Annotated in this window: 11 protein-coding genes; 1 reads left to right on the top strand and 10 read right to left on the bottom strand. The window is 42.9% G+C overall.

Annotated elements, in window-relative coordinates; all coding sequences use genetic code 11:
• Positions 1–27: 27 nt before the first annotated feature.
• Entirely contained in the window at positions 28–480 is a 453-nt protein-coding gene (locus A3774_RS02325) for a hypothetical protein (RefSeq protein ID WP_156473643.1), read from the top strand.
• 46 nt (positions 481–526) lie between these two features.
• On the opposite strand, the gene A3774_RS02330 is transcribed toward A3774_RS02325, so the two are convergent.
• The 10 genes from A3774_RS02330 to pilM form a co-directional block, all read right to left on the bottom strand.
• Positions 527–1,948 (bottom strand): FAD-dependent oxidoreductase, encoded by a 1,422-nt coding sequence (locus A3774_RS02330; protein WP_067862642.1) that lies wholly within the window; start codon positions 1,946–1,948, stop codon positions 527–529.
• Positions 1,949–2,029: 81 nt separating this feature from the next.
• Positions 2,030–6,481, bottom strand: a complete 4,452-nt coding sequence (gltB, locus tag A3774_RS02335) for a glutamate synthase large subunit (RefSeq protein ID WP_067862644.1) — start codon at positions 6,479–6,481, stop codon at positions 2,030–2,032.
• A 191-nt stretch (positions 6,482–6,672) separates the two neighbouring features.
• Positions 6,673–8,238 (bottom strand): AAA family ATPase, encoded by a 1,566-nt coding sequence (locus A3774_RS02340; RefSeq protein ID WP_067862646.1) that lies wholly within the window; start codon positions 8,236–8,238, stop codon positions 6,673–6,675.
• A 41-nt stretch (positions 8,239–8,279) separates the two neighbouring features.
• Positions 8,280–9,374: a 3-dehydroquinate synthase gene (aroB, locus tag A3774_RS02345; RefSeq protein ID WP_067862648.1), complete on the bottom strand. Its 1,095-nt coding sequence runs from the start codon at positions 9,372–9,374 to the stop codon at positions 8,280–8,282.
• 12 nt (positions 9,375–9,386) lie between these two features.
• On the bottom strand, positions 9,387–9,911 hold the full coding sequence (gene aroK, locus A3774_RS02350) for a shikimate kinase AroK (RefSeq protein ID WP_407937488.1): 525 nt from the start codon (positions 9,909–9,911) through the stop codon (positions 9,387–9,389).
• A gap of 15 nt (positions 9,912–9,926) precedes the next feature.
• Positions 9,927–12,029, bottom strand: a complete 2,103-nt coding sequence (gene pilQ / locus A3774_RS02355) for a type IV pilus secretin PilQ (RefSeq protein WP_231867921.1) — start codon at positions 12,027–12,029, stop codon at positions 9,927–9,929.
• Positions 12,030–12,040: 11 nt separating this feature from the next.
• Positions 12,041–12,601, bottom strand: a complete 561-nt coding sequence (locus tag A3774_RS02360; RefSeq protein ID WP_067862655.1) for a pilus assembly protein PilP — start codon at positions 12,599–12,601, stop codon at positions 12,041–12,043.
• A 10-nt stretch (positions 12,602–12,611) separates the two neighbouring features.
• The gene (locus tag A3774_RS02365) at positions 12,612–13,208 is read right to left on the bottom strand and encodes a type IV pilus inner membrane component PilO (protein WP_067862657.1); all 597 of its coding nucleotides are present in this window, start codon (positions 13,206–13,208) and stop codon (positions 12,612–12,614) included.
• Positions 13,208–13,759: a PilN domain-containing protein gene (locus A3774_RS02370; RefSeq protein WP_067862659.1), complete on the bottom strand. Its 552-nt coding sequence runs from the start codon at positions 13,757–13,759 to the stop codon at positions 13,208–13,210. The genes A3774_RS02365 and A3774_RS02370 overlap by 1 nt, the downstream gene beginning before the upstream one ends.
• Before the next feature lie 6 nt (positions 13,760–13,765).
• Positions 13,766–14,827, bottom strand: a complete 1,062-nt coding sequence (gene pilM, locus A3774_RS02375) for a type IV pilus assembly protein PilM (protein ID WP_067862661.1) — start codon at positions 14,825–14,827, stop codon at positions 13,766–13,768.
• Between the last annotated feature and the right edge of the window lie 77 nt (positions 14,828–14,904).

The following is a 14,904-nucleotide window of genomic DNA, read 5'->3' on the forward strand; positions in this document are numbered from 1 at the left end:
TAAATGTATAAACAATTTTAATAACTGATGATACAGATTAAATCAGCACTTTATTTTTTACTGCTCTTAGGCATATTGACTGGCTGCCAAAGCCATTCTGTAAAAGAGCTGCCACTGACACCTCAACCTTTGGCCGTTTTCGAACACGAAATAGTTTGGTTAACAACGTCAACCTCCAGTACCTCTCAAGAGCAACAAGTTAATAGCTTTAACCTTAAACTAAAAGATCGTCTGAAAATGTATGGTGCCAATAATATACAGACCACCAATAAGTCTGGGTCATCAAATAAGGGGTTAATTATTATTAGTAAAATCAATACGGATAACGAGGAAGGTGCTTACCAGCTATCTATCTTACGCGAGAACAGGGAACTCATTCACGGCTCTTACCCTAATACACTGAAAGGCGAAGAGGTCGCTATTAATAAGTTCTTAATGTCTATTCACCAAAAAATAGTCAACGCTGATAAGTACTTCTAATAAAAAAGGCCGCGAATGCGGCCTTTTTTCAAGATAATCTAAAAGCTTAAACTTCTAAATAATCCAAGATTCCTTCAGCCGCTTTACGACCTTCAGCAATCGCCGTCACAACGAGATCAGATCCACGTACCATATCACCACCCGCGAACACCTTTTCATTGGTAGTCTGGAATGGGTACGCATGCTGCTCAGGTGCCTTGACTCGACCATCTTCATGCAGATCGATACCGAAGTCAGCAAACCAAGGCGCTGGACTTGGACGGAAGCCAAAAGCCACTAATACTGCATCAGTTGGAATAACTTCCTCAGATCCAGATACCACCTCAGCACGACGGCGACCATTTTCATCAGGCTCACCCATTTGAGTGCTAACAACTTTAATCCCGGTCACTTTACCGTTTTCACCAACAACTTCTATAGGTTGACGGTTAAACTGAAATTGAACACCCTCTTCTCGGGCATTCTCAACTTCGCGTTTAGAACCAGGCATGTTTGCCTCATCACGACGATAAGCACAGATAACAGATTCTGCACCTTGACGGATAGAAGTACGGTTACAGTCCATGGCTGTATCACCACCGCCCAACACTACAACCTTCTTACCTTTAAGGTCGATAAAGTCGGCTGGATCTTTCTCAAAACCCAGACAGTGATTAACATTAGAGATCAAAAATGGAAGTGCATCATAAACACCCTCCAAATCTTCACCTGGAAAACCACCTTTCATGTAGGTATAGGTACCCATACCTAGGAACACCGCATCATATTGATCGACAAGGTCTTGCATAAATACATCTTTACCAACTTCGGTATTTAACTGGAATTCAATACCCATCTCAGTAAAGATTTCACGGCGACGAGACATAACATTTTTTTCCAGCTTAAACTCTGGAATACCAAATGTTAACAAGCCGCCAATCTCTGGATTGCGGTCAAAGACAACAGCTTCCACGCCATTACGTGCAAGTATATCCGCAGCTGCAAGGCCCGCAGGACCTGCACCAATAACGGCCACTTTTTTATCAGTCGCTGAAACCTTAGACATATCAGGTTTCCAGCCCATCGCAAAAGCGGTGTCTGTAATATATTTTTCAACCGAGCCAATAGTTACCGCACCAAAACCATCATTAAGAGTACAAGCCCCTTCACATAAACGGTCCTGAGGACAAACACGACCACACACTTCAGGTAATGAGTTTGTTTGGTGGCTAAGCTCAGCCGCCTCAATAATATTTCCTTCCGAAATCAGCTTTAACCAATCAGGGATATGGTTGTGTACTGGACACTTCCATGAGCAATACGGGTTACCGCACTCTAAGCATCGATGCGACTGTTCTGATGCATCGGGTTTATCAAAAGGCTCGTATATTTCACCGAATCCTTCTTTACGCACATCAGCATCAATTTTCTGAGGCCCTTTACGGCCTACATCGAGGAACTGAAAATCGTTATTTAAACGGCCAGCCATAATCCTCACCTCTTAAAAGCAATCTCCCGACAAATTAGGAGATTGCAGATTATTCTTCATATACCAAATGGTACGTAGCACTTATTCTGGGCGTGTACGAATACTAGTCAGTAAATCATTTAAACTAGCCGCTTTCGGTTTAACCAACCAAAATCGACCAATATAGTCATCAAGATTATCAATAATCTCTCGACCCCAAGCACTGCCAGTTTCTTTGGTAAATTCAATAATGACTGAGCGTAGATGGTTTTTGTATGCTTCCATACTTTCAGTATGGATACGCTGAATCTCAACTAACTCATGGTTATACTTATCCACAAAGTTATTATCGACATCCAATACATACGCAAAACCACCCGTCATACCTGCACCAAAGTTATACCCCGTTGCACCAAGAACTGTGACTAAACCGCCTGTCATATATTCACAACAGTGGTCGCCTGCACCTTCAACAACCGCGTGAACACCAGAGTTACGAACACCAAAACGTTCACCAGCTTGACCTGCAGCAAACAATTTACCGCCTGTGGCACCGTATAAACAGGTGTTACCCATAATGGCAGTTTCATTTGATTTAAAGGTCACTTCAGCAAATGGTCGGATAACAATCTTGCCGCCCGCCATGCCTTTACCAACATAATCGTTAGCATCACCTTCTAGGTACAAGTTCTGGCCACCGGCATTCCATACACCGAAAGACTGCCCCGCATGTCCTTTAAAGTTAAAGGTCATTGGCTTGTCAGACATACCAAGGTTGCCATGCTTCTTAGCAATAGCACCCGATGTACGAGCACCAACAGAGCGATCGCAGTTGGTAATCGTCAGCGCCCATTCACCGCCCTGCTTCATATCAATCGCTGACTGAGTTAACTCAATCATCTGGTTATTCAACTGGGCAGTATCGTAAGGCTCGTTACGCTCAACTTGACACGTGTTCGGGAATTCATCACCAGCTGAAGCCAAAATAGGACTTAGATCTAAGTTCTTCTGACGTGGCGTATCACCATCCAAGGCTTCCAAAAGATCTACTCGACCAACAAGCTCTTCCATAGTGCGAACACCAAGTTGTGCCATAAGTTGACGAGTTTCTTCTGCAATAAACCTGAAGAAATTTTTAACCATTTCAACGGTGCCGCGGAAGTGATCTTCACGTAGCTTTTCATTCTGCGTTGCCACACCGGTCGCACAGTTATTTAGGTGACAGATACGAAGGTATTTACAACCTAGAGCAACCATCGGCATAGTACCAAAGCCAAAGCTTTCAGCACCTAATATTGCACCTTTAATTACATCCAAGCCAGTCTTAAGACCGCCATCTGTCTGCAACCGAATATTGCCGCGCAGTTGATTCCCACGAAGTGACTGATGAGCATCCGCTAAACCTAACTCCCAAGGGGAGCCTGCATAATGGATAGAAGTTATCGGTGATGCCGCTGTACCACCATCATAACCAGAGATAGTAATCAGATCAGCGTAAGCCTTAGCCACACCACAAGCGATAGTACCTACACCTGGGCGCGATACTAATTTTACTGAAACAAGAGCTTCTGGATTCACTTGTTTTAGATCAAAAATCAACTGAGCCAAATCTTCGATAGAGTAAATATCGTGATGAGGCGGTGGTGAAATTAGAGTAACACCCGGTACGGAGAAACGTAGGCGAGCAATAAGGTCGTTGACCTTACCACCTGGTAATTGTCCACCTTCACCCGGTTTTGCACCTTGAGCGACTTTAATCTGTAGTACTTCAGCATTCGACAAGTATTCAGGCGTTACACCGAAACGTCCTGAAGCAACCTGTTTAATTTTAGAGCGTTTCATGGTGCCATGACGAGCAGGGTCTTCACCACCTTCGCCAGAGTTAGAGCGACCTCCTAATTCGTTCATGGCAACAGCTAAAGCTTCATGAGCTTCAGGGGATAGCGCACCAAGAGACATTGCTGCCGAGTCAAAACGTTTAAAGATATTTTCTATCGGCTCCACTTCGTCAATGGAGATAGATTGCACACCTTTACGCAGCCCCAACATATCACGTAAGGTTGCATAACCACGGTTATTCACTAACGCAGCATAACGCTGATATGCTTCTGGGTTACCGGTCTGAACAGCTTCATGGATAGTACGAACCACATCAGGGTTGTATGCGTGATACTCACCGTCATGCTTATACTTCAGCAATCCACCCGCCTGGATAGGCTTACGCGCAACCCATGCTTCTTTAGCTAATAAGCCCTGCTCAAATTGAAAATCCTCAAAACGAGCACCTTCAATACGACTAGTAACACCCTTGAAACAAAGATCAACAATCTCTGAACTCAAACCAATCGCTTCAAATAATTGCGCGCCACGGTAAGAAGCAACGGTTGATATACCCATCTTCGACAGGATCTTCATCAAACCTTTGTTAATACCTTTGCGGTAATTTTCATGGGAATGCAAAGTTTCCATCTGGATCTCTCCAGTAGAACACAAGTCATTCAACACACGATAGGCAAGGTACGGGTAAACAGCAGTGGCACCAAAGCCAAACAAAACAGCAAAATGATGCGGATCGCGTACTGTACCACTCTCAATCACAAGATTAGCGTCGCAACGCAAACCTTTGTCGACCAAACGGTGGTGTACAGCGCCTGTTGCTAATGCAGCATGAACAGGTAAAAGACCACGTGTAATATTAGCATCCGTGAGGATCAGAATAACTTTACCATCACGTACACTTTGTTCTGCTTTATCTGCGATCCCTTGAATAGCTTCTTTTAAAGAAAATTTCTCAGGGTCGTAGTTCAGATCAATTTGAATAACGTCAAAGCCTGGCTCACTGTTATCGCGCAAACGGTTAAACTTACTGGCCGACAGAACAGGGGTGGTTAAAATTACACGATGTGCATGTTCCGGCGTTTCTTCAAATACGTTTCGCTCAGCACCAATACATGTCTCTAAGGACATAACAATCGCTTCACGAAGAGGATCGATCGGTGGATTGGTAACTTGGGCAAACTGTTGACGGAAATAATCATATACAGAGCGCACCCTATGGGACAGCACAGCCATCGGCTTGTCGTCGCCCATAGAACCTATGGCTTCCATTCCGCTTTCGCCTAATGGTCGCAAAATCTGTTCACGCTCTTCAAATGTAACTTGGAACATTTTCATATGAGTCTTAACTTCATCCGCAGACATCTCTACAAATGATTTAGACTCTTCATCCAAGTTCATGGTCTGCTCTAGACGCAGTGCGTTCTCTTTCAGCCACGCTTTATAGGGTTTAGCAGCTTTCAGACGGTTATCGACATCTTGCGTATGTAAAACATCGCCAGTTGCCGTATCAATCGCCAGAATTTGGCCTGGTCCTACACGACCTTGAGCAACAATATCTTCAGGCTTATAACTGAACACACCTATTTCTGATGCTGTACAGATGTACCCTTGCTTAGTCATTACCCAACGAGATGGACGTAAGCCATTACGGTCCAACATACAGACAGCAAAGCGACCATCGGTCATTACCATACCTGCAGGACCATCCCAAGGCTCCATATGCATAGAGTTAAAATCATAGAATGCACGTAAATCAGCATCCATTGTTTCAACATTCTGCCACGCAGGCGGCACTATCATGCGTACAGCACGATAAATATCCATACCGCCAACCAACAAGAATTCCAGCATATTATCCATACTTGATGAATCTGAGCCGGTCGTATTTACAATCGGCTGTAGCTCATCCAAGTTGGGTAATAGATCAGTTGCAAATTTACTTGCACGCGCCTTCGCCCAGTTACGGTTACCTTCAACTGTGTTAATTTCACCATTATGCGCCAAGAATCGGAATGGCTGCGCCAAAGGCCAGCGAGGTGCTGTATTTGTAGAAAAGCGTTGATGATAAGTACATACCGCTGTTTCTAATCGCGGATCTGCTAGATCCTGATAAAACACAGGTAGATCCACCGGCATAGTTAATCCTTTATAGGAGATAACTTTGTCAGAGAAACTACAGATGTAAAAATCTTCATCTGCCGCCATAGCAATTTCAGATTTACGGCGAGCGATAAACAAACTAATAGCAAGCTCCCTCTCACTCTTGCTTCCAGCAGTAATAAAAACCTGCTCGATAAGAGGTAGAGTATCTTTTGCTATAGGGCCAAGGCATGAATCATCCGTTGGCACCACTCGCCAACCTGCAACACCTAGACCTTCATTAGTAATCGCAGTATTAACTGCAACACGTGCCGCTTCTGCTTTGGCAGCTTCGCACGGTAAAAACACCATACCCACTGCATAAAATTCGCCTAGTTCGGTGCCTAACTCTTCCTGTGCGACTGTGCGCAAGAAGCTATCAGGTTTCTGCATTAACAGGCCACAACCGTCACCTGTCTTACCATCTGCAGCTATACCCCCACGGTGCGTCATGCAGGCAAGCGCTTCGATTGCTTTATCTAGCAAATCGTGACTAGCTTGACCCTGCATGTGTGCCATAAGGCCAAAACCGCAGTTATCTTTAAATTCACCGGGGCAATAAAGAGCTTTGCTCATAAGCCATTCCCACTTAAAAATACTTCGAAATCAATGTCTTAATAATCTTTCTGCTGCAATATATACGCCAGTCAGCAAAAAGGGACAGCTATTCTACACGCGAAGTCTGTTCGGAACAAATTCCAAACAGCATAAAGGAAGGTTTAAATCACTAAAAGCAGGTATAAAACTAAATATATCTTATTGTTTCATCAAGGTTTTTTCTTTCTTATATCAAGTTGAACGCCTTGCACACTTCTTGCCCAAGGTTTCACATTTTGCAGCGTTTTAGGCAGTTTTCGGATAGCAGCATTAGCAATATCACGGTTAGGATATTGCCCATAAACAACCACATGCCAGGGCAAGCCCTTATAAATAGTCTCAAAATGGTGAAATTTGCTAGGATTAGACTGAGCTGCGATAAACTCCAAAGCACTCTGCTTTGATCTCGCCCCAGTCATTTGTAAAGTATATCCAGATGATTTCCACGTGAGTAGAACGCTCTCACTTGGTGCAATATCGGCCACTTTATTTTGCGACGCAAGCGCTTTCTTCGTCTGCGGCACAGAGGGAACAGTTTTCTTTTCCTGCGCTTCAGATGCTGAAGGGGATTGCTCCTTCACAGCAACAGGAACACTGTTAGCAGATGGGGTGTTTTGCTTCACTACAGCTCTTAACTCTTCTTCCAACGGAGAAGGCTTAACCTTCACTGGAGATGGTTTTGTTTCTTCCACCACTAAATTTTCATTATTAAGTTTTGCTTCTTGCTGCTGCAATCGGAGCGCTAGATCACTTTTAACAGCAGATATAGGAGTATCCGTTTCAACGACCTGTGTATCATTAACAACAGGTACTTGCTCTATCAACTCATCTCCAGCACCTACAGCAGGTTCTACAGAAACTGTATCAGCCTTTTCGCCTTCAACTGACGCGGTAACAGCAAGAGAAAGAGGTACTGAAACCCGCTCATCGGTCACTACTTCAGAAAGAGGTTCTGTGCTTTCTGGCAAAAACTGCCACAAAGAGACGGCAACAATAGCAATTAAAAGCACTCCAACGCCCAGCATATGTAACGCTGGCAGAGGGAAGGATGATCGCTGTGCAGGTAGAGATGACAGGGATACCTTACCTCCAGCCAATAAAGTTTCGACCCTTCCAGGCATCCCTTCAGACAATTTAATTAGTTCGTTTTTTTTCTTTTCCGATAAAGTCGAAACAGCGGGGTGACATAATTCAATATATTCTGCGGTTTCCGCAACGCTCATACGTTCGATATTAAGATGATGAACTCGCCCCTCAAGATGTTTAACATCATTACTGGCGAATAATTTCTCTGCAAAATCGTTATTCGATACAAGCAACACTTGCGCATCAGCAGCATGTAAATTCAACAATAACGCCAGCGCCCCTTCTGACAGATATTCTGCATCATCAACAGTAATCAGACATTTCTGGCCCGCAGCTTGTATAGATTTTAATTGGAGATGAAAGGCACTTAATTGATCAGCAAAGCTAGCTCCACTTTGCTCATGCGAAGGAAATTGCTGCATTAACAATGCTAGCAGTTGCTGCTCACCTAACTCAATCTCGGGGCGAACTGAACAATAATATAAGGTACTGTCTTCTGTATCTGGCTTTAACTGGGCAAGCAATGTACTTTTACCTGCACCATGCTCACCTGAAACCAGCAAAAGAAAGTCAGAGAAACGAATAAAATGCTTCAATTTATCTAATAATTGAAGACGACTTGACGGCTCAAAATATATATTTTTCTTCATTTTACCCGTTCGAAACCCATGACATTAGCGCCTAATTCAGACTAGCAAAACGTTGCTAATTTTTTACCAGCACTTAACGTTTCCAACAAAATGGAAGGAGGGAAATCGGAAGTCACTACAGCTTTACCAATTTCTTTTAGGAGCACTAAGCGAATACTGCCATCAATAACTTTTTTATCGACACCCATAAGCTCCACAAAACGTTCCGGCGTCATTGCCTCAGGTGGGTATAATGGAAGATTTGCAGCCTCCAAAATAGACTTCACCCGAGCCACATCAGTAGCGGATATATTCCCTAAGCGAAAAGACATATCAGCAGCCATCATAGTACCGGCACCGACGGCTTCACCATGCAACCATTCACCGTAACCTTGATCCGCCTCGATGGCATGCCCGAAAGTATGGCCTAGATTTAATAAAGCTCGAATCCCCTCTTCTCGCTCATCCAAAGCAACAACTTCAGCCTTAATCTCACAAGAACGTAGTATTGCTTGCTCAAGAAGGTCCGGCTGCAATCCCATCAAGCCATCAATATGATCTTCTAAATAGCATAAGAAGGCCTCGTCATAGATTAGACCGTATTTAATAACTTCTGCCATTCCAGCGGAAAGCTCTTTTTCAGGCAAAGTATTTAGTGCATCTGTATCTATAACGACACATTGAGGTTGATGGAACGCACCAACCATATTCTTCCCTTGAGGATGGTTGACGCCCGTTTTACCACCAACAGAAGAATCAACTTGCGACAAAAGTGTTGTGGGAACCTGAATAAAATCAACACCTCGCTGATAACATGCAGCGGCAAACCCTGTCATATCACCAATAACGCCGCCACCTAATGCAATCAAAGTTGTTGTCCGATTATGACGTTTATCAAGCAGGGCAGTAAAAATATTATTTATCTGCTCCAAGTTTTTATACTGCTCTCCATCAGGCAATATAACTTCATCAACCTGAAACTTTTTATTCAAAGTGGCTTTAAGTCGTTCAAGATACAGAGGCGCGATAGTTTCATTAGTAACAATTAAAACTTGCTTACCTGAAATATAAGGCACCATCAGGCCCTTATCTAACAACCCTTGGCCAATAAAAATAGGGTAGCTACGCTCCCCTAGGTCTACTTTCAACGTTTGCATACTACCTACTTATTACTCTACTTCGAGAGGAGACTTGGCCTTTAACTGCCTAATAATTTCTGTAACAACTGTTTTAGGATGGCGTTTATCTGTAACTACAACAATATCAGCTGTATCAAGATATAAAGGGTGCCGAATAGACATTAACTCTTCCAAAACAGCCTGTGGATTTTCCGTCTGCAACAAAGGACGGTTTTTATCCCTAGACGTGCGGTCTAATTGCTGCTCAACGGATGTTTCTAAGTACACTACCGTACCATTAGCTTGAAGCATTACTCTATTTTCAGGCCTTAAAATAGCCCCCCCGCCCGTAGACAAAACAATATCCTTACGTAAAGAGAGCGCTTCAATAACACCCTCTTCTCTATCCCTAAAGCCCGACTCACCTTCGACATCAAAGATCCAAGGTATATCAGCACCCGCTCGCTTCTCAATCTCACGATCAGAATCCACGAATTCAAGCTTCAATTCTTGGGATAACAAACGACCTATGGTACTTTTCCCAGCCCCCATAGGCCCAATCAAAAATATATTCAATTCACACAACCATAACTACTGAGATAAGGAATTACGCACCAATTTCGGTGTAATAAAAATCAATAATTCTGTTTTCTCAGAAGTGCTCTCTTTATTCCGAAATAGTGCGCCCATGATAGGTAAGTCACCAAGTAATGGGACCTTGTTAACACTATCACTTGTTTCATGTTTAAACACACCGCCAAGAACAATTGTTTGCCCATCAGGCACAACCACTGTTGTCTGCAGCTCATTATTGTCAATACTCAATTCACCATTAGCCAAAACTTGGCCTATAGAATCTTGTTTGATGAGTAGTTCCATTGCTATACGATCACCCGGATTTATGCGCGGCGTCACATCCAAACTCAGCACTACATCTTTAAATTCAATATTAACTTCCCCATCTTCAACTGTTTGATAAGGAATTTCGGAACCCGACTGAATTAAAGCTTTTTTACCGTTCGTCGTCAGAATCTTAGGTTGGGAAACAATTTCAGCTTTACCGTCTGCTTCTAAAGCACTCAATTCTAGACCGATCAATGTACTCGCACCCGGCGCAAAACCAATTGCTATCTGCCCAACATTAGTAGCTGTAGCACCCAGATCCACGTTCAAACCACTGGTTGGGGATGTACTAGAGAAATCGATAGAACTCTGATCTTGGCTGACAATCCAGCCTTTACCATTATCCACATCGTTATAGCCAAATCCCCATTTAATACCTAAGTCTTTAGTTACATTTGACGTAGCATTAACGAGGCGCGCTTCAATCAATACCTGCTCCACTTCTACATCAAAACGCTGCAAAGTTTCACGAATTTCTTGAATCGCATTGGCCGTTTCACGCACCATCAAAACATTAGTTTCATCATCCGCCATAATAAAGCCACGCTCAGAAACCAGTTTAGCGCCCTGAACCGTGCCCATCATTTCCGATGCTTTTCGATAATCTACCTGGATAAACTCCGTACGTAGGGGCGCAAGCTGTTCCACTTTCTGTGAGCTTTCCAACTCTGCCTGTTCCCTCTGCGCGATCTCATCGGCAGGTGCAATAAGCAATACATTACCTACGGTGCGTTGATCAAGACCTTCTGTTTTCAAAACAATATCCAGCGCTTGATCCCAAGGAACATTTTTAAGACGCAAAGTGATATTACCGCCAACACTATCGCTCACCACCAAATTTAACTCGGCAACTTCAGCAATAATTTGCAGAACAGAACGTAACTCAACATTTTGGAAATTAAGATCTATCTGCTCACCGGTAAACTCAAATAACTCTTTAGTTCTTTCATCTTTTTCCGCTTGGCTCAACGGTTTAAAATCAAGAATCAATTGATTATCTGTTTGATAAGCTAAATATTCATAAGGCTCGGCACTTGGCTTAATCAAAATACTAGTATTGCCACCATTAGCCATCGAATCGATAAACATAACAGGCGTCACAAAATCTTGTACATCAACCCGCTGCTCCAACGCTCGTGACAGATCGGCGCCCACCAAGTTAACGACAACATTATTACCTTCTTCCTGAATATCGACACCGGCTTTATCATCAGACATGGTAATGGTAACTCGACCAACACCACCCTCAACTCGTTCAAAATCCATGCCTTGAACTTTAGAACGGGCATCGACAAACGCTGTAGCACTCCCAGAATCAGATGCTTTTGATACTACATTTTCTGATGCTTCTGACGTTGAAGGAAGCCCTGAGTTATTACTTTGCACAACAACAAACAAACTATTACCTTCGGAGAAGGTTTTATAACTAGAGGGCTCGTAAAGATTAGCCACGATCCTTAACCGGCCTTCCGTTTGAGCAAAGTTAATTCCATCTACTTGACCTGTTTTAACATCCAGGGAACGGCTTGTTAAATCACTCTCAACTCCCCATAAATCCATTACTATACGAGCAGGTTGATTGATCATATAAGCTTGCGGAGAAGGTGGTGCAGAATCGAAGTCAAAACGAATTTCTACTTTCCCTCCTGGCAGGGCCACAAAGTTAGCATTTTTCATTAAAACGTCTGCTGCCGCCCACTCCGACAATAAAAGACTGACCAAAGCTATGCTCAACCAACGGAGATTCGTATACACACGTACTTTAGTCATCATGGGGACCCAAATTTTCACAATAATATCCCTTATTCCTGCTCAGCCAAGGCAAGGTTTCGTGATCGTTTCATCCAACCACCACGCCCATTCGTTACAATTTCAACTAACTCGATTTTACGTTCATCTAGCGAAACAATTTCGCCAAAATTTAAACCCATATAGCTACCGACCGTAACCCGATGAATCTCGAAATTAGGATCTCGAATCAAAGCCCATAGCGTATTATCCGCTTTTTGATTGATTGTTCCGACCATATTCAACTGATCCAAAGCAAAAGATTCAAGATAATCTTTATCTCTTGCATCATCAGGTTTAATCCCATTATCTGGTTCTGCATTGACCTCTTCATCCACATTATCACTAACAGAGAGCGGAATCAGAGGAACAAAAGGCTCTCTCATAGAGGCACCTTTATACACAAAACTATGGTAAGGCTTAAATTCCGGAAGGGGTTCAATTGAACCTGCAGGCCTAGCTTGCACCTTAGCAATAAATTCCTTTAAATCACTCGTATCTTCAACCCACTCAACACACCCAGTAAGCAAAGAAAACAATAGTGGCAAGATAATAATCCTACTATGATGAGTCATCCCTACCCCCTTACTTAGTTTCATCATAACGATAAGTCTTAGCACTAATCTGCATAGAGACCTTACCGGCTGAGGGTTTTATTGTGTAGTCATGCAGGGTCACGATACGTGGTAAACCAGCGATTCCACTTACAAACTGCCCTAACTGATGATATGAACCGGAAACATTAATATTAATAGGCAACTCAATGTAGAATTCTTTTTTTGATTCTGCCGCAAGCTTGATCGATCCAATATCCAAACCGCTATCAGTACCTAGATTAGTAATATCATCCAAAAGCCCCGGTACTTCTTTCTCTGTAGGGAGTTGTTTTTTTAGTTCACTAAACTTTTCCTCTACATCTTCCATCTGTTTTCGAAGAGCATCAAGATTAGCCACTTGAAAAGCCTTTTCTTCGTAAACGGCCTTTAACCCTTGTTCTTTAGATATCTCTTTCTTCAAAGCACTTTGTTTATCTGTAATATAAAAATGCCAGCCTGCAGCACAGATAGCTACAACTACAATTAGATAACAGACAATCTTAACGCCTATAGGCCAGTTCCCCGCCGCATTGAAGTCCATATCATTAGGATCGAATCCTTTAAACGCATTCCTTAACGCACTCATTAATTAGCCTCATCCGCTTTAGGTTTAGTAACAGGCACAGAAAGATTAAACGTATTCAAACTATCTTTACCTTTACCTACCCCACTAAGATTGGGTTCACCAAACCAAATCGACGTATCCAAATTTCTCATCAACGTCGAAACATCTAAGTTATCTTGGGCCAACCCTGCTATAACAACACTGTTAGCTTTACGTGACAAAGATGAATAGTAAAGCCCATCAGGCATGACACGCACCAACTCATCAAAATTTCTAACAATAAGAGGTCTTGAACCTTGTAACTCTTGAATTGCAGTAAGGCGCTCAAGCAATTTCGCCCGTTTTTCCTTTAATTCTTTAATGGCTGCTAAGTCACGATCTAGTTTCTTCGTTTCAGTTTTCAAATAACCATTTCGGTCACTTTGACGATCTTTCATAAAATCAAAATAGTAACCGACTGCAAACACTATAAGGCCAGCAAATAATGCTGCTCCTAATAAGTTCATCAAGAAGTTTTTCTTTCTTTCTTCAGCGCGCTCTTCACGCCAGGGTCTTAAATTGATAGTTGCCATCTGTCCCTAACCCTCAAATCCACGCATCGCTAACCCACACGCCTTCACTAATGAAGGCGCATCCCGTTCAAGTCTAGATCGATTAACTCTCGAATTAATAGCCATTGAGACGAAAGGGTTAGCCATTTTAGTTGTTATACCCAGTTCCTCGGATAATTGATCAGCAAGCCCATCAATCGTCGCTGTACCACCTGAAAGGTAAAGCGCGGAAAGTTCACTATGTGCGCCAGAAGAATAGAAAAACTGCAATGATCGAGAGACTTGCTGCGCAACCGTTCCTCTAAAGGGAAGGACAACCATCTCATTAATTTCGGGGGACAGATCGTTAAGGCGTAATGATTGCTCCACCTCTTCTATACTCATACCATACTGCTGATGAATAGAGTTCGTAAGATCATTACCGCCAAATGCTTGCTCTCGGCTATAAACAATCTCTTTTCCCTTGAAAACGTTCAAGGTTAAGGTTGCCGCACCAATATCAACAACACCGATCAGGTAATCAGCGCTCCTTTGTTCAGAAGAGATCAGAGGAAATGTGCGCTCGACTGCGTATGTGTCTACATCGACCACTTGGCACTGCAAACCAGCACTATTAATCGCATCTTCACGCTGTTCTACATCACCTTTACGACAAGCAACGAGCAGCACTCGATTTAGATTATCATTATTCTCAACAGGCCCTTGCACCTCAAAGTCCAAGGCGACCTCATCTAAAGAATAAGGGATAAACTGATCGGCCTCTACTTTTATTTGATCTTCCAATTCAAATTCAGAAAAGGCATTGCTCATTTCTATACGTTTAGTGATGACTGCAGAGGCTGGTACGGCAGCAATTGCCGAGGACATCCTCCCTCCAGCAACCTTGATTGCTTTTTCAATCGTAGAGGCAACCTCCCCTACGTCTTGAATATTCCCATCAATGACGGCAGTAGGAGGCAAAGACACCACAGCATAAGCTTCTAACGAATAGCTCTGTCCACTCTTAGACAAGGCTACTAGCTTAACCGAAGAAGAGCCTATATCTAGCCCTACTAAGCTTCCCGATTTATTCCCCAATAAGCCAAACACAAATATATTCCCTAACTTAATACTGCGTTAATGTGTGTTTACTACTCTATTACCTAACTCTAACTCGTATTAAAACA

The sequence above is a fragment of the Neptuniibacter marinus genome (genome assembly GCF_001597725.1).
Taxonomy (GTDB): domain Bacteria; phylum Pseudomonadota; class Gammaproteobacteria; order Pseudomonadales; family Balneatricaceae; genus Neptuniibacter; species Neptuniibacter marinus.